The sequence below is a fragment of the Methanobrevibacter sp. genome, from assembly GCF_045114555.1.
GTDB lineage: Archaea > Methanobacteriota > Methanobacteria > Methanobacteriales > Methanobacteriaceae > Methanobrevibacter.
On record NZ_JBGUKT010000031.1, the window covers coordinates 16,743 to 38,103 of the forward strand.

General features: G+C 30.9%; 20 protein-coding genes. 11 read left to right on the forward strand and 9 right to left on the reverse strand.

Annotated features, from left to right (window positions below; translation table 11 throughout):
• Nucleotides 1-39: 39 nt before the first annotated feature.
• Nucleotides 40-1,140 carry a UDP-galactopyranose mutase gene (gene glf, locus ACJMLB_RS07685; RefSeq protein ID WP_405324995.1) on the reverse strand — a complete coding sequence of 367 codons (1,101 nt, stop codon included), beginning with the start codon at nt 1,138-1,140 and terminating at the stop codon, nt 40-42.
• A 289-nt stretch (nt 1,141-1,429) separates the two neighbouring features.
• Between glf and ACJMLB_RS07690 the strand changes: the two genes are divergently transcribed.
• Nucleotides 1,430-2,494 carry an acyltransferase gene (locus ACJMLB_RS07690; protein ID WP_405324998.1) on the forward strand — a complete coding sequence of 355 codons (1,065 nt, stop codon included), beginning with the start codon at nt 1,430-1,432 and terminating at the stop codon, nt 2,492-2,494.
• 212 nt (nt 2,495-2,706) lie between these two features.
• On the opposite strand, the gene glmS is transcribed toward ACJMLB_RS07690, so the two are convergent.
• Nucleotides 2,707-4,491: a glutamine--fructose-6-phosphate transaminase (isomerizing) gene (gene glmS / locus ACJMLB_RS07695; protein ID WP_405325001.1), complete on the reverse strand. Its 1,785-nt coding sequence runs from the start codon at nt 4,489-4,491 to the stop codon at nt 2,707-2,709.
• A 296-nt stretch (nt 4,492-4,787) separates the two neighbouring features.
• Nucleotides 4,788-5,492 (reverse strand): hypothetical protein, encoded by a 705-nt coding sequence (locus ACJMLB_RS07700; protein ID WP_405325004.1) that lies wholly within the window; start codon nt 5,490-5,492, stop codon nt 4,788-4,790.
• A gap of 356 nt (nt 5,493-5,848) precedes the next feature.
• Here ACJMLB_RS07700 and purC point away from each other — a divergent pair, with 356 nt between their 5' ends.
• The 5 genes from purC to ACJMLB_RS07725 all read left to right on the forward strand — a co-directional run bounded on the left by purC (nt 5,849) and on the right by ACJMLB_RS07725 (nt 9,743).
• Entirely contained in the window at nt 5,849-6,586 is a 738-nt protein-coding gene (gene purC / locus ACJMLB_RS07705; protein ID WP_405325007.1) for a phosphoribosylaminoimidazolesuccinocarboxamide synthase, read from the forward strand.
• A 149-nt stretch (nt 6,587-6,735) separates the two neighbouring features.
• Nucleotides 6,736-7,011, forward strand: coding sequence for a phosphoribosylformylglycinamidine synthase subunit PurS (purS, locus tag ACJMLB_RS07710; protein ID WP_405289418.1), 276 nt, complete (start codon nt 6,736-6,738; stop codon nt 7,009-7,011).
• A 70-nt stretch (nt 7,012-7,081) separates the two neighbouring features.
• Nucleotides 7,082-7,735, forward strand: coding sequence for a phosphoribosylformylglycinamidine synthase subunit PurQ (gene purQ / locus ACJMLB_RS07715; RefSeq protein WP_304087542.1), 654 nt, complete (start codon nt 7,082-7,084; stop codon nt 7,733-7,735).
• Between the two features lie 142 nt (nt 7,736-7,877).
• On the forward strand, nt 7,878-8,591 hold the full coding sequence (cobA, locus tag ACJMLB_RS07720; protein WP_405325010.1) for a uroporphyrinogen-III C-methyltransferase: 714 nt from the start codon (nt 7,878-7,880) through the stop codon (nt 8,589-8,591).
• Nucleotides 8,592-9,023: 432 nt separating this feature from the next.
• Entirely contained in the window at nt 9,024-9,743 is a 720-nt protein-coding gene (locus tag ACJMLB_RS07725) for a DUF4013 domain-containing protein (protein ID WP_405325013.1), read from the forward strand.
• Nucleotides 9,744-10,007: 264 nt separating this feature from the next.
• Here the strand turns inward: ACJMLB_RS07725 and ACJMLB_RS07730 are convergent, their stop codons facing one another.
• Nucleotides 10,008-11,522 carry a B12-binding domain-containing radical SAM protein gene (locus ACJMLB_RS07730; protein ID WP_405325016.1) on the reverse strand — a complete coding sequence of 505 codons (1,515 nt, stop codon included), beginning with the start codon at nt 11,520-11,522 and terminating at the stop codon, nt 10,008-10,010.
• A gap of 174 nt (nt 11,523-11,696) precedes the next feature.
• Here ACJMLB_RS07730 and ACJMLB_RS07735 point away from each other — a divergent pair, with 174 nt between their 5' ends.
• The 5 genes from ACJMLB_RS07735 to ACJMLB_RS07755 all read left to right on the forward strand — a co-directional run bounded on the left by ACJMLB_RS07735 (nt 11,697) and on the right by ACJMLB_RS07755 (nt 16,780).
• Nucleotides 11,697-12,473, forward strand: a complete 777-nt coding sequence (locus tag ACJMLB_RS07735; RefSeq protein ID WP_405325019.1) for a uroporphyrinogen-III synthase — start codon at nt 11,697-11,699, stop codon at nt 12,471-12,473.
• Between the two features lie 187 nt (nt 12,474-12,660).
• Nucleotides 12,661-13,701 (forward strand): glycosyltransferase family 2 protein, encoded by a 1,041-nt coding sequence (locus tag ACJMLB_RS07740; protein WP_405325054.1) that lies wholly within the window; start codon nt 12,661-12,663, stop codon nt 13,699-13,701.
• 99 nt (nt 13,702-13,800) lie between these two features.
• A complete protein-coding gene (locus ACJMLB_RS07745) occupies nt 13,801-14,133 on the forward strand; it encodes a signal recognition particle subunit SRP19/SEC65 family protein (RefSeq protein WP_405325022.1) in 333 nt (110 codons plus the stop codon).
• 91 nt (nt 14,134-14,224) lie between these two features.
• The gene (locus ACJMLB_RS07750; protein ID WP_405325025.1) at nt 14,225-15,718 is read left to right on the forward strand and encodes a DHHA1 domain-containing protein; all 1,494 of its coding nucleotides are present in this window, start codon (nt 14,225-14,227) and stop codon (nt 15,716-15,718) included.
• A gap of 234 nt (nt 15,719-15,952) precedes the next feature.
• A complete protein-coding gene (locus ACJMLB_RS07755; RefSeq protein WP_405325028.1) occupies nt 15,953-16,780 on the forward strand; it encodes a winged helix-turn-helix transcriptional regulator in 828 nt (275 codons plus the stop codon).
• A gap of 241 nt (nt 16,781-17,021) precedes the next feature.
• Here the strand turns inward: ACJMLB_RS07755 and ACJMLB_RS07760 are convergent, their stop codons facing one another.
• The 5 genes from ACJMLB_RS07760 to ACJMLB_RS07780 form a co-directional block, all read right to left on the reverse strand.
• Complete coding sequence (locus ACJMLB_RS07760; protein WP_405325031.1) at nt 17,022-17,714, reverse strand: Dna2/Cas4 domain-containing protein; 693 nt, start codon at nt 17,712-17,714, stop codon at nt 17,022-17,024.
• Between the two features lie 166 nt (nt 17,715-17,880).
• Nucleotides 17,881-18,330 carry an RDD family protein gene (locus tag ACJMLB_RS07765; protein ID WP_405325034.1) on the reverse strand — a complete coding sequence of 150 codons (450 nt, stop codon included), beginning with the start codon at nt 18,328-18,330 and terminating at the stop codon, nt 17,881-17,883.
• A 49-nt stretch (nt 18,331-18,379) separates the two neighbouring features.
• On the reverse strand, nt 18,380-19,390 hold the full coding sequence (hypE, locus tag ACJMLB_RS07770; protein WP_292777486.1) for a hydrogenase expression/formation protein HypE: 1,011 nt from the start codon (nt 19,388-19,390) through the stop codon (nt 18,380-18,382).
• Nucleotides 19,391-19,723: 333 nt separating this feature from the next.
• A complete protein-coding gene (locus ACJMLB_RS07775; protein ID WP_292787740.1) occupies nt 19,724-20,101 on the reverse strand; it encodes a 30S ribosomal protein S8e in 378 nt (125 codons plus the stop codon).
• Between the two features lie 440 nt (nt 20,102-20,541).
• Complete coding sequence (locus ACJMLB_RS07780) at nt 20,542-21,222, reverse strand: TIGR02253 family HAD-type hydrolase (RefSeq protein WP_405325038.1); 681 nt, start codon at nt 21,220-21,222, stop codon at nt 20,542-20,544.
• Nucleotides 21,223-21,361 lie beyond the last annotated feature (139 nt).

Below are 21,361 nucleotides of genomic sequence, written 5' to 3' on the forward strand. Positions count from 1 at the left end.
TTTTTTTAAATGCAAAAATCGACAAAAGTTAAATATTAACTAAACTCCCATACTTTCAACCAATTTTAAAGCCTCTTCAATGACTTTCCACATATCAAAATATTGATACATTCCAAGTCTTCCACCAAAGATCACTTTATCTTCATTGTCTGCCAATTCATTATACTTTGCAAACAATTCATTGTTCCTTTCATCATTAATCGGATAATATGCCTCTTCTCCTTTTTCCCATGCTTTAGGATACTCCCTTGTAATCACTGTCTTATCAGAATCAGCGCCTTCAAAGTGCTTATGCTCAATTATTCTTGTAAATGGAGTTTCCCTATCCGTATAATTGACAATTGCATTCCCTTGGTAATTTTCCATATCAAGAGTTTCAAACTCAAAATCAAGCCCTCTGTATTCAAGCTCTCCAAAGCAATAATCATAATACTGGTCTATCATACCAGTAAAGAGGACCTTATCAGCAATACCTAACCATTTTTCCTTATCATCAAAGAAATCGGTATTTAGCTTAACTTCAACACCTTCAAGCATCTTTTCAATTATTTTAGTGTATCCTCCAATTGGAATTCCTTGATACAAATCGTTAAAGTAATTATTGTCAAAAGTGAATCTTACAGGTAATCTTTTTATAATGAAAGCAGGCAAATCTGTACAATCTCTTCCCCATTGCTTTTCAGTATACCCCTTTACAAGTTTTTCATAAATATCCATTCCAACAAGAGAAATTGCTTGCTCTTCAAGGTTAGATGGGATTTCAATATTAGCTTCTCTCTTTTGCTCTTTAATTTTTGCTTTAGCTTCCTCAGGAGTCTTCACTCCCCACATCTGATAAAAGGTGTTCATATTGAAAGGAAGATTATATAATTCACCCTTGTAATTGGCCACAGGTGAGTTTGTGTAACGGTTAAAGTCAGTAAATTGATTGATATAATTCCAAATCTCTTTATTGTCTGTGTGAAATATATGAGCCCCATATTTATGCACATTTATGCCATATTCCTCTTCAGTATAAACATTTCCACCAATATGGCCTCTTTTTTCAATGACTAAACATTTCTCGCCTCTTTTAGTCAATTCATATGCAAATACAGAGCCGAATAAACCAGATCCCACAATCAAATAATCATATTTCATGAATACACCTAATTAAAATAAATAATAAAAAGAGTTCTCTAATTATTATTAATATATGTCATTATCTTATAAATAAATTTAATTTTTCAAATACTTAGAAACTTCAAATACCCTTAAATTTTTAATTTTTAAAAAAATACTTAGAAACATCAAATACCCTTAAATTTTTAATTTTAAAAAATACTTAGAAACATCAAATCTTTATTAATACTTTAATATTCTAATAAATACTTAAAATATTAAATATCTTTATTAATACGAACAAAAAGATATAATCATAAGTGATATAATGAGCATAAGTCCCAAGCGTATAATGTATTTAGATGAAGTCCGCTCCCTTGCTATAATGCTTGTAGTTATCGGACACATTTCCAGATTATTTTCATATGATTTCTACAGCTGGCTATTCTGCAGTGGAGTGTTCTCACTTACACGTATAGGCGTTCCACTTTTCTTTACAGTTAGTGGATCTCTTCTTTTAACAAGGAAATATGAAGTGAAGAAATTTCTTGAAAAACGTTTCAAGCGTGTATTCTTACCATTCCTATTCTGGATTATAGTATACATTATCGCGGGAATTCTTATATGGCAATATCAGCCTACAATAACTTATTTTATTGATACTGCATTTGGTGTACAGGACTATTCAAGACCATTCTGGTTTATCTGGTCACTCATTGGAGTTTATCTTCTCATTCCAGTAGTTGGCAGCTTTATACGTGAAGAGGGAATGAAAGGGGCAGAATATCTAATTCTGATAACATTCATTCTTTCCATATTGTACACAGTTGGATTCTTCGACTATCCACAAATGAAATACAACTTCAGGGTAATCTTCAATTTCTTCCCTGTTCTCGGATACTTCATTATGGGATCATATATCCACAACAAGCAGTTCAAATACTCTGACAAGAAGATGTTTGCAATAGGATGCATAATATTCCTTATAGGAATAGCTGGACACTTTACAAAGATATACCTAAAGGGAGTTGGAGGTATTGCACTTGCCCCAATAGACTTCTTTGACATATTTGTAATTCTTGAAACCATTGGCCTCTTTACAGCATTCAAATATGCAAGTGTGAAATGGATTAAGAAAGATGCTAGAATGATTAGGGAAAGAAAGATAGGTGAAGTGATTCTTTTATTCTCATCATGCAGTTTTGGAATATACTTCTCACACTATATCTTATTGCAATACTTGACAACCAGAAGCTTTTTAGCTCCAATAGTAAAAACCAACGCTTACCTTTGGTTACCTGTCAGTTCAGTAATCATTATTGGATTAAGCTGGTTACTCATATTCACAATGAGCAAAATTCCAATTCTTGAAATAGGAAGCGGAAGAAAATAAACTCAATTTTTCTTTTTTTATAATTTTTAAGGATAAATAGATAAATATTCTTTTTTTAAAAATAGTTAGAAATATTAAAAAATAGTATAAAAATTAGATTAAATTAAATTAAAATAATAAAATAAAAAAAGGAGTTGAAAGATTCACTCCCAAACTAGAGAAAAGAATTTTGGTCCAGGTTTTACGAGCCATAGGCGAGTAAAAGCTAGAACTTATTCTACAGTTACACACTTAGCCAAATTCTTAGGCTTATCAGGATCCAATTTTCTAATTACAGACACATGATAACTTAATAATTGAAGTGGAACTATATAAACAAGCGGAGCTAAGATATCATCTACTTCAGGATTAATTAAGAATACATTATCAGACTCAGACACTAAATCTTCATCCCCTATAGCACCAATACCTAATATATCAGCACCTCTTGCCTTAACCTCTTGCAAATTGCTCATGATCTTTTTATAATCTTCACCTGGAGGTGCAACTACAACTACAGGAATATGTTCATCAATCAAAGCGATTGGACCATGCTTAAGTTCACCTGCAGCATAACCTTCAGCATGAATATAGGAAATTTCCTTTAATTTTAAAGCTCCTTCTAAAGCGATAGGGTAAGAGAAACCTCTTCCAATAAAGAATGCATCCTTATCCCTTTTGTATAAATGAGAAATTTCACGAATGATCCCCTGTTTCTTGAGAACCTCATCAATATAATCTGGAACTTTCTCTAATCTTTTAAGCAATTCCTCATCATCTGCAAGGAGTGCAGAGAATAAGTAAATAGCTATTAATTGGCTTACATATGTTTTTGTAGCTGCTACACCAATTTCAGGACCTGCTTGAGTTTGAATGACATAATCTGCCCTTCTTGTAGCGGAACTTCCTCTGACATTTACAATAGCTAATGTTTTGGATACCTTATTAGCTGCATCCAATGCCTTCAAGGTGTCTGCAGTTTCACCTGATTGGGAAATGAATACAACAAGAGTCTGGTCATTCAATGCCTTTGCAGAATACTTGAACTCAGAAGCAAGCAATACCTCTGTTGGTATGCCAACTAAAGACTCTATAAGGTATTTTCCAGTCAATGAAGCATGGTAAGATGTACCGCATGCAACAAAAACAACCCTATTTATGGTTCCTTTAACTTCATCGACAATAGCCTTAACCTTATCTTTTTCAGCTAAAGTATTTCTGATTGCCACATCCTGCTCATTGATTTCCTTAATCATGAAGTGGTCATAGCCTTCTTTTTCAGCCATTTCAGGAGACCAATCAAGTACATCAATATCCTTTTTAATCACATTATCATTTTCATCCTTAAAGATAACTCCGTCTTCAGTAAGTATGACAATGTCTCCCTTATCCAGGTATGCGATATTGTTTGTATATTTCAAAATAGCTGGAGAATCGGATGCAACGAAGTATTCATCCTCACCAATTCCTACAATCAAAGGACTGTCCTTACGGGTAGCTACAACTTTATTCGGTTCATCGGTGCAAATAGCTGCAAGAGCATAAGCCCCTTCAATAATGCCTATAACCTTATGAACAGCTTTTTCTAAATCCAATCCCTCTTTCATGAATTTATCAAGCAAGTGTGGAATTACTTCTGTATCTGTATCAGATTTAAATTCATAACCTTCAGAAATCAAATCTTCTTTAATTGCCAAATAGTTTTCAATAATCCCATTATGGACTACAGCAATTGTTCCAGAGGAATTTAGATGAGGGTGTGAATTTTCCTTGCTTGGATCTCCATGAGTTGCCCATCTTACATGAGCAATTCCATAGCTGCCTAGCATTTCTTCAAAGTTTAATTTAGCATTAACTTCATCTATTTTACCGGCATCCTTTTTAAGATTGATCTTACCATCACAAGCAGTAGCTAAACCAATGGAGTCATAACCCCTATATTCCAATTTGGAAATTGAATCCAAAAGAATCGGCGCAACATTTTCATTTTTCAATACACATCCAACAATTCCACACATAATATCACCGAATAAAGTAATAAATAATTATAAAATAATTTTTACATTTGATTAATATTAAGTCAATAATAATTATAAATCATTTATAGTTTATTTTATTTAAATCTTTTACTTAAAGTTTATATTAATTTTATATATCTTAAATGGATTAATTAAATATTTCTAAAAATTAATCAAACACTTTCTAAAAATTATTATTTTAAAAAAAAATCATTTAACATGGTTAACTGAATTAAGTAATTGAAATTAAAAAAAAGTAAGTGTATCATAAAAAAAGAATATCATTATTAAAAGACTTAATTTTTGTCTTGAAGTTTCTTAGAATTTTCCTCAACCAATCTTTTTGATTCATCAGTCAATTCAATCCATTGCCATCCTCTAGCTAAAACCTTAGCCTTAAGAGTGCTGATATTTACTGAACTGACGAAATTTAGTTGATTGTTTTCTTTAAATGAATAAGCCCAAGTAAAACCTTGTTTGGTGTTGGTTTTACGCTTTGTCACTCTGAAAAATCCTGTTTTATTCTGTCTTTCCAATGAAGACTCATCATAGGTTTCCCTATATTTCAAGACCAACTCACTAGCCTCATCTGTAAATTCTATCCAATCCAATCCTTTATCCAAAACGATTACCTTTAATTTGTATAGATTTACAGAAACAATTCTTCTTAGCTTGCTGTTTTCATAATATTGGTATGACCAATAGTCATTTCCATTTCTCTTGTTCTCAACAAAGCTTACCCTATAAATTCCAGAGGTGCTCTTGTATTTTGAAAAATCAAACTTGTTTTGACCTCTTAATTTATTGTATTGGCGAACTTTAATCTCCTCATCATCATAAACTTGATGGATGATCTTGCTGACATATATTTTGCTTCTGCCAACATCCTTTGCAATGTCCAGCATGGTCTTGCCTGAATCATAAGCTGATAGGATATATTCAGATAATTCCTCCTTAGACATAGCTTTGCCATTAGCCTTATTGAGAGAATTATTTTCCATAAAAACAATCCTCAATATTTTTAAGTTACATATTATTTAAGAAAAATCCCCATTTTTCTTATAGTATTATTTTTTTAAGCACATATATATTCTTTTCTTTTATTATTATTAAAAAAAATAAAAATCAAAGAAAAATAAAAAATTATTTTACCAGTTATCAAGTTAGCATAAATATTATTAAATTGATATTGAGAAAAAGAAAGATAAAAAATTAAAAAAAATATGTGAAATTTAAATTATATTTATTAATGATAATAAATATAAAATTAAATATTATAGAATATAAATTTTTTAAAATAATTATTAAGTCTAATTAATGAATTATTTTCAAAAATAATTTTAAAACGATGATTAAAATGGATTCTAAAAATTTACTTTATGAAGGAAAAGCAAAAAGCGTTTTCCAAGGCGAAAATCCTGATGAAGTCATAATTGACTTTAGAGATGACATGACTGCAGGAGATGGCGCTAGAAAAGAAAGCATGGGCCAAAAAGGTTACATTAATTCAGTTATTTGTGCAAAGATCTTTGAAACTCTTGAAGATGCTGGAGTTGAAACACAATTGATTGAACTATGTGAACCTTGTGTCATGAAAGCTAAAAAACTTGATATGATCCCTATAGAAGTTATAGTTAGGAACATAGCTACTGGAAGCATTATCAGGAAATTCCCATTTGAAGATAAAGCTCCATTCAACCCACCCCTTATACAGATGGACTTTAAGGATGATGAATTCCACGACCCAATGTTAAATGATGCAATAGCTATTGCTCTTGGAATAGCAAGCAAAGATGACTTAGACAAATTAAGAGAGCTTGCCCTTAAGGTAAATGAAGTCATGAGCAAAATGTTTAAGGACATTGGAATCATTCTTGTAGACTTTAAAATCGAATTCGGTAAGGACAAGGATGGAAACATTATCTTAGGTGATGAGATAAGCCCTGACAGCTGCAGATTATGGGATGCTGAAACCCTTGATATGCTTGATAAGGAACTTTTCAGACAAGGAAAGGATGATGAGGTCATCGATGCATATGAAGAAGTGTTCAACAGACTCTTAACCGATGCAGATAAAGAAAAATGGGGAATCTAAATAATCTATAGAATTTAAACTAATCTTAAGAATTAAAATTAATCATAAAAAATAATTAAAATAATTAAAATTATAATAATCATTAATAAAAATTGAACTATTATTTAATATTAAAATCAAGCAATTAAATTAAATTTAGGTGATTGAAAATGATGTATGACATTGAAGTTAAAGTTTCCTTAAAACCAGGAATGTTAAATCCAGAAGCAACCACTATTCAAAGATCCCTTGCTCTTTTAGGATATGAAGTAAAAGGAACCAAAACAAAAGAAATCATTACTTTTTGTATGGAAGCGGATTCCGAAGATGATGCAAGAGAAAAAGTAGATGACATGTGTCAAAAACTATTATGCAACCCAATTATCCACAATTACACTATAAAAATCATTAAAATGGATTTAAGCTGCGGATGCGGATGCGAATAGATGGAATAATAGAAATATCTTAAGCAAAAAAGACAATTTAAAAACTAAAATTTATTCATAAAGTGATAAAATGGCAATTGGAATTATAAGATTCCCTGGAACAAACTGCGACCGTGACGTGTATAAGGCTATTGAACTCGCAGGCGGAGAAGCAGAATATATCTGGTGGAATAATGAAGATTTAACTGACTATGATGGAATTGTTATACCTGGAGGATTTTCTTACGGAGATTACTTGCGTGCAGGAGCAATAGCTTCAAACACTCCTGTTGTGGAAGGAGTTAAAGCACTTGTAAAAGAGGAAAAGCCAGTTCTCGGAATATGTAATGGAGCACAGATTCTTGGAGAGATTGGACTTATTCCAGGATTGTTCATTACCAATGAAGTACCTAAATTTAATTGTGAATGGTCTAAATTGAAAGTTGCAAACAACAAGACCCCATTCACTAAAAACTTTGAAAAAGGCCAAGTAATTGACATACCAATAGCTCACGCTGAAGGAAGATTCTACACTCAAGACATTGATCTTATGAAAGACCAAGATCAAATCGTTCTTCAGTTTGCAGAGGAAAACCCTAATGGTTCTATGGAAGCAATCACTGGTGTTTGTGACGAATCAGGACTTGTCCTTGCTATGATGCCACACCCAGAAAGGGCCACTACAAAACTATTAGGTTCAGACAATGGTCTTGAATTCTTTAAAGGTATGTTAGATAGTATTTAATCTATCTAAATATACTGAATTTTTAAAATCCATAAAAATCTAAATAAAAACTAATTAAAAACTAATTAAAAACTAATTAAAATCTCTTGATATGTAATTTTACAAACTCATTTTAAAAAAAATATAAAATAAGGAAGATAACATGCCAGTATATTTAATAGGTGCAGGTCCAGGAGACCCTGATTTAATAACTTTAAAAGCTGTGAAAGCATTAAACAAAGCAGATGTTGTTTTATATGATTATCTTGCTAACGAAGAGATATTGAAGCATGCTCCAGAAGATACAAAACGCATTTATGTAGGTAAAAAAGCAGGAGAACATTATAAGACACAGGATGAAATCAATCAATTGATCATTGAAGAAGCTAAAGAGCATGAGAATGTAATCAGATTGAAAGGTGGAGATCCTTTTGTATTCGGTAGAGGTGGAGAAGAGCTATTAGCTCTTGCAAAGGAAAACATAGACTTTGAAGTTATTCCAGGAGTGACCTCCGCTATTGGAGCACCTACAAGCATGGCATTTCCAATTACCCATAGGGCAGTTGCAACCTCCTTTACAGTTGTTACAGGCCATGAAGACCCAACCAAAGCAGACAAGCAGGTGAAATGGGATTACACTGCAGATACCTTGATTATCCTCATGGGAATCGGAAACATCAAGGAAAACACTGAAGAAATCATGAAATACAGAGACCCAAAAACTCCTGCATGCGCTATTGAAAGCGGAACACTTCCAAATGAAAGGGTGGTATTTGGAACCCTTGAAACAATAGCTGACAAGGAAATCAACACACCGGCAATACTCGTAATCGGTGATGTAATCAATGTATTTAAAGAAATTAAAGGAATTGAATAATCCTTTAATTTACCTATTTTTTAAAATACAGATTCAAGAACTATTTTTTAAACAATTTTTCAAAATTTATCAAATTTTAAACTGTTCTTTTTACAATTTTTTAAAACTTATCCATTTCCAAACTATTTTTTAAAATATTACCCTCTTTGAAAAAAAGTATTAACTTGAAAAATGAATTATTCTAATTAAAAAAGTAAAATAATTAAAATTTACATTTGAAATTTATTAAAATTAAATAAATTCACATATTTTAAAAAATTAGATAAAAATACTATTTTAAATCTAAAATAAAGAATATATAATCCAAAAAAAATAAAATTTTTCAATACATTTATATATTATTAAAAATAAATTTAATAATAACTCAAATATACTTTATAATTGATTTTATAAGTTATGAGTGAATAAATTTAAAAAAAGAGGTGTTTAAATATGGAAATCGGTGAAATTATTGGTGACGCAGTACGTTACCCATTAAACCACACAAAATCATTATTAATTTATATAGTGATTATGTTCATAATTGCATTAATTGCCGTCTTTACAGGCGTAGGATTAATTGCAGGTCAAGAAGCTAACCAATTTTTAGCAAGTGGAATTATAGGAATTATTGGATTACTTCTCATAATCATTATTGGATTATTTATATACGGATATGGATTAGACATTATAAAATTAGGTATTGAAAGAAGCGAAGCTGCTCCTGAAATTGATATTGGAAGACAAGCAATCTCTGGTCTTAAATACTTGATTTTAGCATTTATATACTGTATCATCCCAGTCATTATTATGGTATTATTAGGTTACATAAATAATACTTTAGCTTTAATTGTCGGTTTAATCTTATTCATCATATTCGGATTAACTCTTGTAATGGCAGAAGGTAGATTAGCAGACACTGGCTCATTAGGTCATGCTTTAAATATTCCTGAAGCAATTAACGATCTTCAAACCGTCGGTATTGTAAAAACCATATTAGTTATAATTATTGTAGGAATTATTTATTTCATTTTAAGCTTAATTCCTGGAATCTTTAGTGGTATGGGAGACATTGGTTCCATTATTGGAGCTCTTTTAAGTGCAATCATTTCAGCATACTTATTCTTCTTCTCCCAAAGAGCAACTGGTTTATTATATTCCGATGCTAAATAAATAAGCTAATTTAAATTTTACTAATATTAAGAGTTGATTCTCTTAATATTCTCTTTTTTCTTTTTTTAAAAATTTTAAACCAAATAAATACTATTTTTTAGAACAATTAACCGTTTTAATTATAACGAACTAAATAATATATGAAAAATAAAAAAGCAATCTCTTAAAAAATAAAAAAAATGAAAAATAAGAAATACAAATGAAGGAAAATAAGAATATAATAAATAAGAATATAGAAATAAAAAAAGAATAAAAAATAAAAAATTAATCTAAATTATTAGACCTATTTAAAGCTTTTTTTACCCTAAATGCAATATATTGAGTTCCACCACGCATTACACGCTTGAATTCCACCCAATCAAGATTTGCCAGAAATGTCTTTACAATATATGCAAATGAGAAATAGTACTTGCTCATCAAATTGTCCCTTAATTTCTCTATTTCAGTGTGGTCTGCATAAGGGTAATCCACAAGACAATTCAAGTAACCGTCATCATTCAACCATTTGGAATAATCCTCAGTAATCAAATACCCATTTTCCTTAGCCCAATCATAAAAACCAGTTCCTGGGAAAGGTACTGCTTGCTGGAAGAAACACATGTCAGGATAAACTGATTGAGCAAATTTATAGGTTTCATCAATTGTTTCAAGACTGTCTCCAGTAAGTCCAATCATGAAGCATCCAAATACCTTAATGTCCAATTTCCTTGCATTTTCAGCAAATGCCTTTGATTGCTCAAGAGTGATTCCCTTCTTGATTTCATTCAAGACTTCCTGATTTCCGGATTCATAACCGCAAACAAGCAATCTGCAACCTGCATCCTTCATCTTCTTCATGGTTTCATAGGTCAAGTCAACCCTTGTGTTGCAGGACCAAACTGGCTTCAATCCTCTTTTGATGATTTCATCACAAAACTCGATTACCCTTGGCTGGTTTACAGTGAATGTATCATCTTCAATGAAAATTTCCTTAATCTCTGGAAGCTCATTTAGAATATATTCAAACTCATCTGCAAGGTCACTCACAGATCTTGTCCTATATATTCTACCTCCCATTGTAGATGGATAACTACAGAAATTGCATTGGTTTGGACATCCCCTTGAAGATACTATCTGAATCATTGGCTTTTGAGCAAATGCATAAGCGTAATCATCAAAGTTCAAGTATTTCTCATAAACCTTGGAAACATAAGGAAGACTATCCAAATCTTCAAGAGGTTCCCTATCTTCAGTATGTTTAATGCTAAAATCAACAGAACCAGATAACAGATTCACATCATCTAAACAAGCAATATCCTCACCATTGGAATTCACCCTATATGAAACTCCCTTGACTTTTGACACATCATCAGAGTTTATCAGTTCACCGACTGTATAGTCATACTCCTGACGAAGAATATAATCAATTCCCAAACATTCATTAAGTACAGCATCAGGCAAGATGGTAGCATGGGTTCCTCCAATCATTATTTTAGCTTTAGGATAAGCTTCCTTAATTGAATTGATAACCTTATAATCATAAGCGCAGGTAGGAGTTGTTATCTCAGCCATTATATAGTCAGGCTCGTATTTCTTTACTTCCTCGATTGTATCCTCAATTGAGTATGCCTTTGTAATGCAATCAACAAGCTTACAATCAAATCCTTCCCTTTCGCACACTCCAACACAGTATGCTAACCAGTAAGGATAATACAAAGTACCTGACTTGGTCTTTTCAGGCCATCTGCTTGCCCTGCTTATATTGAATTCATATGGTAAGTTCAAAAATAAAATTTTCATTAATATCACGGATAATTATAATTTAAATAAATTGATAAAATTTATACATATTTTTTTACATATATAATTTTAGATATAAGTATTATATAAATTTAAATAAGTATTAAATAAGTTTTATAAAACAATAAATATTGCAAAAACATAATATTAATTATAATCTTAAGATGTGGAAATATGGTAAAGAGAATAGCTATCACAAGACCGAAAGAAAGATCTAAAGCTGCAAAGGAATTCATAGAAAACTATGGAGGGGAAGCACTTATTGTGCCGACATTGGAATTGAAACTGGAAAACACCGATTCATTAAAGGAATTGATGAGCAGATTTGGAGAATTGGACTGGTTAATATTTACATCAGTAAGTTCAATTGATTCAATCTTCAAGTTTTATCCAGACTTTGTTCAAAGTTTAAATCAGGACTGCAAAATTGCTACTATAGGTACAAAAACTGCAGAAGTAGCTATGAATAAAGGCCTACATATAGATATCATACCAAAAGATTATACTGCTGAAGGACTCATTGAAGAATTTAAAAAGTTCGACTTAAATAATAAAATTGTTGGCGTCCCTCGTACATTTTCTGCAAGGACTATTTTACCAAATAGCCTCAAAGATATGGGGGCGGAAGTCATCTTGGCAGAAAGCTATAAGTCAGTCATTCCAGATGACAAAAAGGACATTGAAAACTTAATCCGAGAAATTATAGATGAAAAGATTGATGGAATAACATTTACAAGCCCACTTACTGTAGTGAATCTCTTCAAGACAGCTAAAGATGATCAAAAGGATGAACTTGTTGAAAAATTATCAAGTTCCACACTTACAGTAGCTATTGGACCAATAACTGGAAGAATACTTGATGATTATAATGTAAAGCACATCTATCCTGAAAGATACACAGTCAAAGACATGATTGACTTGATGTTTAGGGAATTGAACAATCAAAATTAGAATAAATAATGCAACTAAAAAATAATTTTTTTGGATAATTAGACGAATATTAGAATATAATTATAATATAATTATAATATAATTAAATCTTAGTAAAGGAGGAATTTCTATCAGCCAATTCAAGATAAGCATAATCATACCTGTTTACAATGGAGAGAAATATCTTCCGATTACTTTAGATTCAGTTATCAATCAAACAATAGGGATTGAAAACCTTGAAATAATAATAGCTAACGACTGTTCCACAGACAATACAAAGCAGATTATTGAAGAGTATAAGGAAAGAATCAACAAAGAGACCAATAAGGAAACCATTAAGTCAATCCACCTTGTGGAAAATATGGGCGGAGCATTCGGTCCTCGAAACATAGCATTGGACCATGTGAATGGTGAATACCTGATGTTCATTGATTCAGATGACACTTATCCTTTGGATGCATGTGAAACATTATACAATAAGATCAATGAATATGGTTGTGACATTGCCTTTGGAAGATACTTGAGGCATTACCCTGAGAGAAATCTCATTAGAAAATCATACACTCCTTACATAGACAGCTTGAAAAAGCCATATGTCGATTATCTTGATGATTTGGTTGAAGGTTCTAATTTAAAGGGATTCATAGGTTCTCTCTGGAAAAACGTCATTAGCAGATTCTTTTATGGCAAACCCATAAAGAAGGTAAACAATGAAGAGATATTCATTAAGGATTTCAAAGAGGAAAATGATGATGAAATAGCTATCTTAAAGATATTACCATCATTTTGGACTAAAATATACAGAACAGAATTAATTAAAGAAAACGCAATCAAGTTTCCTGAATGCATATCTGCTGAGGACTTGAACTTCCTATTGGAATCATATGTCAAAAGCGAAAAAGGAATTCTATTTTTAAACAATAAGATTGTCTACAATTATTTCATGAGACTGGAAGATGAAGACAAGTCCATTACAAAGAACATTAACTTCCGATTAGTGTACGATTCATTGAAAGCTTACAGGTTGTCTTCAGAGCTTTCTGATAAATACGGAATTAGGAACAAGGACCTCTTCCTAAATCCATACCTATTGAATTGGATTAGCCTATGGAGAAGCAGGGATAATTCAAAAGATGAAAATGGAATATTCCTTAAAGAGATTGAAATGATGGAAAAGGGAAATAAAAATGGATTGAAGTACAAGCTTATTCTAAAATTCATTAAAATCCTATTGAAAATCAAATCATGAGTAATTTAAAAAAATAACTTATCAAAATAAATAATTTTTAAATATTATGCTAACATATTATAAATAAGAAAGCAAATGAAAAATAAAAGAGGTGAAAAAATGAAAGACGTAATGATTTGGCCAATATATCTTGATGCTGAAAAATCCTTGAATGAAGGCAGAAAAATATCCAAAGAGTATGCCATCTCTGAACCAAGAATCAAGGAAATCGTGAAGGCAACACAAAAATTAAGATACAAGTATTATGCTGAAGAGGATAAGGCATATCCTGGAGAATGGTACAATAAATCAGGCAGAGTCATAATTACCAGTGATGACAGCAAAAAGGAAATTCTAATCAATTTATCAAACACCATAAAACAAATGAGAGAAACCAAACAATCAAATAGGCCTAACAACAGGAAAGGCAAAAAAGGAAAAAGAAGAAAATAAACTTCTTTTCCACTATAAAAAAAGAAAATAAACAAAAAAAATAAAACAAAAAAATCTATTATTCACTGTAAACAGATAAAAAGGCGTTAAAATGACAAGCATACCACCAAAAATGAAAGAAAGATATGAAGAAGCTAGAAGACTTATAGAATCTTCAAAAGACATTAAAATTTACAGCCATACTGACTGCGACGGAATCTCATCCGGAGCTATCCTAACAGGAATCCTAAAAAAGATAGGCAGACAATTAGGAAAGGATTTTGAAATTGAAATCGTTAACCTTGATGTTTTGGAAAATGTTCCAATTGAACATGAATTGACAATATTTTCTGACCTTGGGTCTGGACAGCCTGTTGATAAGAATGCAAATAAAGATTCCAAAATACTTATTCTCGACCACCACCCTCCACTTAGAGACATTGATTACTGCGATACAGTAGATTATGATTATTTGGAAATAAATCCTATTTTTTATGGAATAGACGGTTCTCAGGAAATTTGTGGAGGAGGTCTATGCTACCTTCTTGCTAAGGAATTCGGTTTTACCGATTTAAGCTGGCTTGGAATATTGGCAGCTATTGGAGACATACAAAACGGTAAAACTGGAAAATTGGAAGGAATGAATAGAACTATCCTTAAGGATGCTGAAGACGAGGGATTAGTTAATGTAATCAAAAATGACCTATCATTATACGGCAGACAAACAAGACCGTTGTTTGTTGCATTATCCTATTTCAGTGATGTAAACTTGGAAATCACAAATGACCAGAACAGGTCATTGGACTTGTTAAAAAGACTTGGCATAAATACCAGAAACCCTGTAAATGACACATCCATCAGATCCTGTGATTTAAGCCAAAACGATAAATTCAAATTAATCAAAGAATTAATTAACATGATTACAAAGGAAATCCCTAGCAGATATGCAATTCATGCTCCTAAATTAGTTATGGGGGAAAGTTATGAATTTGCAAATGAGGAGAAATACACCTTCTTAAGGGATGCATCTGAATTTTCTACAGCAATGAATGCATGCGTTAGAAATGAAAGGCCTGAAGTTGCTTTGAAACTATTGGATTTGACAATAAGGAGAAATGAAATATTAAGTGACAATAATGTTTCAGTAGATATTGAAAGCGATAGGGCAGTGGTGCTAGATGAACTTGAAGAGATTTCAAAAGCCCATAGGTTCTATTTGGCACAGAACATTAAGACCATTGGTGAATCTGACTCAATAGTGCAAATGAAAAATCTCCAGTATTTCGATGGAGAAGGCATAAGAAGCAATGTTGTAGGTACAATTGCTGGAATGGTCCTAAGTCAAGGAGATTGGAGAAAACCTATTATTGCATTTACCCAAGTGAGTGAAGAGAATGATGATTTGAAAATTTCACTACGTTGCTCTAAGCTACTCGCTTATGATGGAGTTCACTTTGGGAAAATAATCAGAAAAGTGTCTCAGAGTTTAGGTGGAAACGGTGGGGGCCACGATGTTGCTTGTGGAGCTTATATCCGTAAAGACCAAAAGGATGAATTCTTTGACTTGATGAATAAAGAATTGGAAGGTAAATTGGTACTTGATTAACCCTTCAATACCAATTTATTAATGCCAATACTATTTTTTTATATATACATTTATTAAGACTACATTTAATTTAAATCATTTTAAAACTATTTTTTTAAGCAAATTTTTTTAAATAATTTTTACATTCAAATAAACTTTATAAAAAACTAAAATAAACTTTAAATATTATAAATGACAAAATAACTATTAACTGAAATAATTAATTCTTTCAATAAAAAAAATGAAGTGGTTATTATGGAAATCTTACAAAAAAGAGGAGCATTAACTCATTTTCAAATTTTAGGGGAAATCTCTAAGCAAGAACCAAATCTTAAGCAAAAGGATTTGGCTGAACGTTTAGGAATTACAATTCAAGCGGTTTCTGAAAATATCAAAACATTGACTGAACTTGAATACATCACATCTAAAGATGGTAGAGCACCATATAAGATTACCCAAAAGGGAATTGCTAAAGTCAAAAAAGATGCAATTACCTTAAGAAAGTATTCTGACAGTGTTCTTGAAACCATGACCTATTATAAATCTACTTGGCCTGCAATTGCTAAGGAAGACTTGAAAGAAGGTGACGAAGTAGGTTTATTTATGGAAGATGGCAGATTATACGCTTCAATCAATGCGCAGACTGATGCATACGCTGATGTAATTTTGGATACTAAAAAAGGATTTGATGTTGCTTTAACCAATCTTAAAGGAACCATTGAAATCAAGGAAAGTAAAATCCTTATAATTACATTGCCTCCAATAAAACAAGGAGGATCAAGGTCTGCAGATATCGACTTGATTAAGGAAATCTATGATGGAAAATATGAAAACTATGGATTAAGCTCAATTGACAAGGTTGCAGCAATTGGAACCACTTCCCATGTAATAGCTAATGCTTTGGACATTCCAGTGGATATTGAATTTGGAGTGAGTGAAGCGGCACAATCTGCAGTTAGAAAAGGATTGAATGTTTTGATTCTTTCAATCGGTGACATGAGCAAAAACATAGCAAAAGACTTGGAAGAGGCTAATGTTCCATATCAAGTCATAGATGCTAAAAAATCAACTATTGAACTTTAAGAATATATTTTAAATATATTTTTAAATTCATTTTCTTTTTTTATACAATTTTAAATCATCCAAATAAAAAAAAACTATTTTTAAAAAAAAAAATAAAGTTAAAAAAAGAATAAAAAAACTATTTTTAAAAAAAAAATAAAGTTAAAAAAAAGAATAAAAAACTATTTTTTAAAAAGATCTTAAGTTAAAAAAAAGAATAAAAAAACTATTTTAAAAAGAGAAAAAAATATTTAAAAAAAAATTAAATAGCTTTTTCTTCACAATAACTTTGGAATCTGCATTTTCTACATTTATTTGGGTTTTTAGTAGGTATCGGGTCTCTTTTATCATCAATTAATCTGTGTAAAAAATTGATTGTGTACCTAATATTCTGTTCATTGCTTTCATTGAATTCTTCACTCCAGAATATATTGTCTGTTCCCCTTTGCCTTAATGCAGCAATGATCGTACGGTTATCATCCCCAATCATGTTTTTAAATGCCAAGCAATAAGCACGAACTTGATTGATTGTTGATGGATAAGCCCTATTTCCAGGTTTATCGTCAATTATGATTATCTTATCAGGAGTCATTCGAACTTCATCAATAAAACCGCGAATTCCATCTTCAGTATCAATAACAAACATTTCACGAGATAGAATTTCCTCTTCCTTAGACAATTCAAAAGCGTCTTTAAAAGTTGATGGCTGAGCGGTTTCCTTGAATTTTTCCTCTAAAATAGAATGGCCTTCAGTTCCTTCAAGCATTTCTTGAGTTGGTGCAGTGCTGACTCCTTGACAATATTCAAGATATAAACTGTATTCACAATATCCTTGTGTATTTAACCAGCTAATTGGAAAATTAGCCTTTTCATCAATAATTCGAACCATCTTATAATTTTCATGACGTTCAAAATCTAAAATATTGAATTCGTCTATAATAAGTTTATTCTCCATAGAATCCCCTTAATAATAAAAATATTTAAAAAAATAAAATTAAAAAATCTTAAAAAAAACAAGAAAAAAATAAAATAATAATTAAAGAATAATTAAATAATTATTAAAGAATAATTAAAGAATAATTAAATAATTATTAAATAATTATGAAGAATATTAAAGATAATTAATAATTTCTTCTACTAAAAAATACATCAGTATTCTCTTCAATAACAGTAGTTCTGGTAATGCCATCTAAAAGTCTGGTTTTACCTGTAATCCTTCCAAGAATCACATCAATAATTATTGGGAACCAGTAAATTTTAGAAAGGGATCTGACCAATGCCTGAGCATAGGTTATGGAATAATCTCTTCCAAGCCTGCCTCTCCTTGGCACCGCTGATTTAACTTCAATAAACATCAATCTTTTACCAACAGTTGCACCTATATTCTTCTCTAAAATTGTAAAATACGCTAAAATTAGGAATGGAAGAATAAATACAAAATAATGGTAAATTTGGAACATATTGAAGTAGTTTATAAAGAAATATGCGAAATAGGAAATAATCCACATAAATGCAGAAACTACAAAGAAATCGAGAATATATGCTACAACTCTTTTACCGAATAAGTCCATCAAATCACCATCTGATTATTTATTATAAACCTATAATTTAAAATTTAATTTAACATACTCTTGGAACAGGATCTGCTATAGGAGTTTCTAGGATTCTAACTCCACCAATGCCTGTTTCAATCAATACTTTATCATCATCAATAACTTCACCGATAATGGCTGCATCCTTACCATATTTGTCGGTTTTAATAGCTGCCAATACTTCTTCAGCCTTTTCAGCTTTTACACCCATTAAAACTTTTCCTTCATTAGCGACTTCATATGGATCAATACCTAACATATCAGATGCTGCTCTAACTGCCTCTTTAACAGGGATAGCTTCATCCTTAAGCATAACTCCAACACCGGATTTACGAGCCATTTCATTTATGCAGTTTGCAAGTCCTCCACGGGTAGGGTCTTTCATAGCTGTTACTCCACCTACTTCAAGAGCCTTGGAAATGATTCCCCACATTGGAGCTACATCAGATTTCAATTCAGTTTCAAAACCGAAACCTTCCCTAAAGGACATCAAGCTCATTCCATGGTCTCCAACACTACCAGTAATTATGATCTTATCTCCAACACTTAAAGTGGAATCCTTGATTACTTCTCCTTTTTTAGCAATTCCAATACCAGTAGTTACAATAACAATACCATCAAGCTTGTCTTGTTCCATTACTTTAGTGTCTCCAGTAATGACTGCTACATCAGCTTCTTCACAGGTATCGCTTAAAGATTTTATGATTTTATCCAAGTCTTCAATTGGAAAACCTTCCTGTAAAATCATTGCATTTGAAATAGCTAAAGGCTTTGCACCCATTACAGAAACATCATTTATAGTTCCTGCTGCTGAAATTCTTCCAATATCTCCACCAGGGAAGAACAATGGGTTTACGGTATGACCATCAGTTGTTACAACAATCTCATAATCTCCAAGAGGGATTGTTGCACCATCATCCAATGCATCTAAGCCGTATCCTCCTTCAACTGATTTTTTTGATAAATTATTTAGAATGGTCTGTGAGATCAAATTTCCCATTACTTCTCCACCAGCACCATGTGACATTCCTATCTTCATTTTATCTCCTTAATGTTAATAATTAAAATAAATAACAAGCAAAATTAATATCTTGCTCAAACTTATAAAAGATTCGTAATATCTTCAATAGTTTATAACATTATAATATATCTAATTAATATTAAATAAGTATTTGCTATTTTAAAAAAATAAAAATAAATTAGTTATTTGAAAAAAAGTAAAAATTAGTTAAAAAAGCAATCTAAAAAATAACTAAAAAATAACTAAAAAATAGCTAAAAAAGTAAAATAAACTAAAAAAAGTAATAAATGTAAAAATTAGTAAAAAAAGGGTAATAAGTAAAAATAAATAAAAAAAGATAGAATAACAGGATTATTCTACAATAACTCCGTTAACAACACCATCTTGACCAGGTCTGGAGGTAACTTTTGCGTGACCTAATTCGGTTTCTACAATAGCACCTTTGGTGATGATGTTCCTTCTTACGTAGTTAGGGTTAGCACTGTTTTCAATTACGTTTAAGATTTCTACAGTGTGAGCTTTACCGTCAGCATCGATAACGTTGATTTGGTTTTCGAATGCTAATCTGTGTTTTTCATTTCCACCACGGGTTCTGATTTTTCTTAATTTTTTCTCACCTAATCTGGTTTCTGCTGATTCTCTACCTAATTCAGATTTCCTTTTACCACGGTTTGCAACTCTTCTAGCACCAGATGGAGATCTGGTTGATTTTCCTTGACAAATAGCCATAACAATATCTCCTTATATTATTTTTTCCGTAATCTATGTAATTATTAAATTTTTTAATTCCACAAGATCTTATTTAGTTAAATTTACATAAAGTAATCTAATGGAATGAATTTTTTAAAATATGAAACTCAAAAAACAAGCTTCCGCTTTGCTTGATAAGAGATAAATTCAATAAAAATTTATTTTTTAAATAATTATTAAAATTTATTTTTGATTTATTTTTTTAATGATTGAGAATAAAATTCTCATAAATAAGCAAGTTAATTAATGATTCTTACTGCAAGATAAAATAAGAATGTATATATTTATATTCAAAACTATATATAAAGGTAACTATTTTTAGAACTTCAAAAAATTGAAAATTAGAAAATAAATTTTAAAAAATAGAATAAATAAAAAAAATTAAAAAAAAATAAAGGAAAAATGAAAAATAAAGAATATCATAAAACAGTGTCAACATCAGAAATACTGTCTAAAACAATGATATCAATATCTTCTTCATTCACTCTTTCTTTCTCTTCTTCATCTAAAGTTGAATTGACAAGAATAGCACTCATTCCTGCATTAACTGCTCCCATACAGTCAACATCCAATTTATTTCCAATCATGATGCTTTTTTTAACATCACATGCCATTCTTCTGCATGCTTCTATATATATTTCAGGATCTGGCTTTTCAACTCCAACTTCCTCTGAAGTGATTACAATGTCAAAAAAGTGGTATAAATTCAATCTGACCAATTTTTCCCATTGCTTAATAGTGATTCCATTAGTGATTGCACCTAATTTATATCCTTTACTTTTAAGGTAAATCAATATTGCACTTGTTCTAGGGAATGGTCTTAAAAGAGCAAATTTCACATTGTGATATGTTGTCATTCCAATAGCTACTAAAAGAGGATCTTCCTTTCCTAAAACTTCTTCTGTCAAGATATTGAAGTGTTTGGAATAGTTTGAACCTTTTTCTTTAATAATGTCCTTTAATAAATCATATGCTTCTTCTGGCTCTAAAGGCAAACCATTGTTACACATACTTTCAATAGCTGCGTGTCTTGCTAAATCTGCAAAACTTGAAGTGTCTACAAGAGTATCATCAATATCAAAAAATACTGCTTTTGTCATTATTACACCAAATACTAAATGTTTAAGTAATTAAGCATTAAAATTTCATTTTTAAATATAATTTCTTAATAATATTCTAATTATATATTTATTTTATTATTATATAAAAATTCCTAAAGAAAATTATTTATATAGCAAA

Coding starts and splice junctions, on each gene's coding strand:
- ACJMLB_RS07775 (WP_292787740.1), bottom strand. CDS start 20,101: ATGGCTATTTGTCAAGGAAAATCAACCAGATCTCCATCTGGTGCTAGA.
- ACJMLB_RS07730 (WP_405325016.1), bottom strand. CDS start 11,522: ATGAAAATTTTATTTTTGAACTTACCATATGAATTCAATATAAGCAGG.
- ACJMLB_RS07690 (WP_405324998.1), top strand. CDS start 1,430: ATGAGCATAAGTCCCAAGCGTATAATGTATTTAGATGAAGTCCGCTCC.
- glmS (WP_405325001.1), bottom strand. CDS start 4,491: ATGTGTGGAATTGTTGGATGTGTATTGAAAAATGAAAATGTTGCGCCG.
- ACJMLB_RS07700 (WP_405325004.1), bottom strand. CDS start 5,492: ATGGAAAATAATTCTCTCAATAAGGCTAATGGCAAAGCTATGTCTAAG.
- purC (WP_405325007.1), top strand. CDS start 5,849: ATGGATTCTAAAAATTTACTTTATGAAGGAAAAGCAAAAAGCGTTTTC.
- ACJMLB_RS07780 (WP_405325038.1), bottom strand. CDS start 21,222: ATGACAAAAGCAGTATTTTTTGATATTGATGATACTCTTGTAGACACT.
- ACJMLB_RS07755 (WP_405325028.1), top strand. CDS start 15,953: ATGGAAATCTTACAAAAAAGAGGAGCATTAACTCATTTTCAAATTTTA.
- ACJMLB_RS07725 (WP_405325013.1), top strand. CDS start 9,024: ATGGAAATCGGTGAAATTATTGGTGACGCAGTACGTTACCCATTAAAC.
- ACJMLB_RS07760 (WP_405325031.1), bottom strand. CDS start 17,714: ATGGAGAATAAACTTATTATAGACGAATTCAATATTTTAGATTTTGAA.
- purQ (WP_304087542.1), top strand. CDS start 7,082: ATGGCAATTGGAATTATAAGATTCCCTGGAACAAACTGCGACCGTGAC.
- purS (WP_405289418.1), top strand. CDS start 6,736: ATGATGTATGACATTGAAGTTAAAGTTTCCTTAAAACCAGGAATGTTA.
- ACJMLB_RS07745 (WP_405325022.1), top strand. CDS start 13,801: ATGAAAGACGTAATGATTTGGCCAATATATCTTGATGCTGAAAAATCC.
- ACJMLB_RS07750 (WP_405325025.1), top strand. CDS start 14,225: ATGACAAGCATACCACCAAAAATGAAAGAAAGATATGAAGAAGCTAGA.
- cobA (WP_405325010.1), top strand. CDS start 7,878: ATGCCAGTATATTTAATAGGTGCAGGTCCAGGAGACCCTGATTTAATA.
- hypE (WP_292777486.1), bottom strand. CDS start 19,390: ATGAAGATAGGAATGTCACATGGTGCTGGTGGAGAAGTAATGGGAAAT.
- ACJMLB_RS07765 (WP_405325034.1), bottom strand. CDS start 18,330: ATGGACTTATTCGGTAAAAGAGTTGTAGCATATATTCTCGATTTCTTT.
- glf (WP_405324995.1), bottom strand. CDS start 1,140: ATGAAATATGATTATTTGATTGTGGGATCTGGTTTATTCGGCTCTGTA.
- ACJMLB_RS07735 (WP_405325019.1), top strand. CDS start 11,697: ATGGTAAAGAGAATAGCTATCACAAGACCGAAAGAAAGATCTAAAGCT.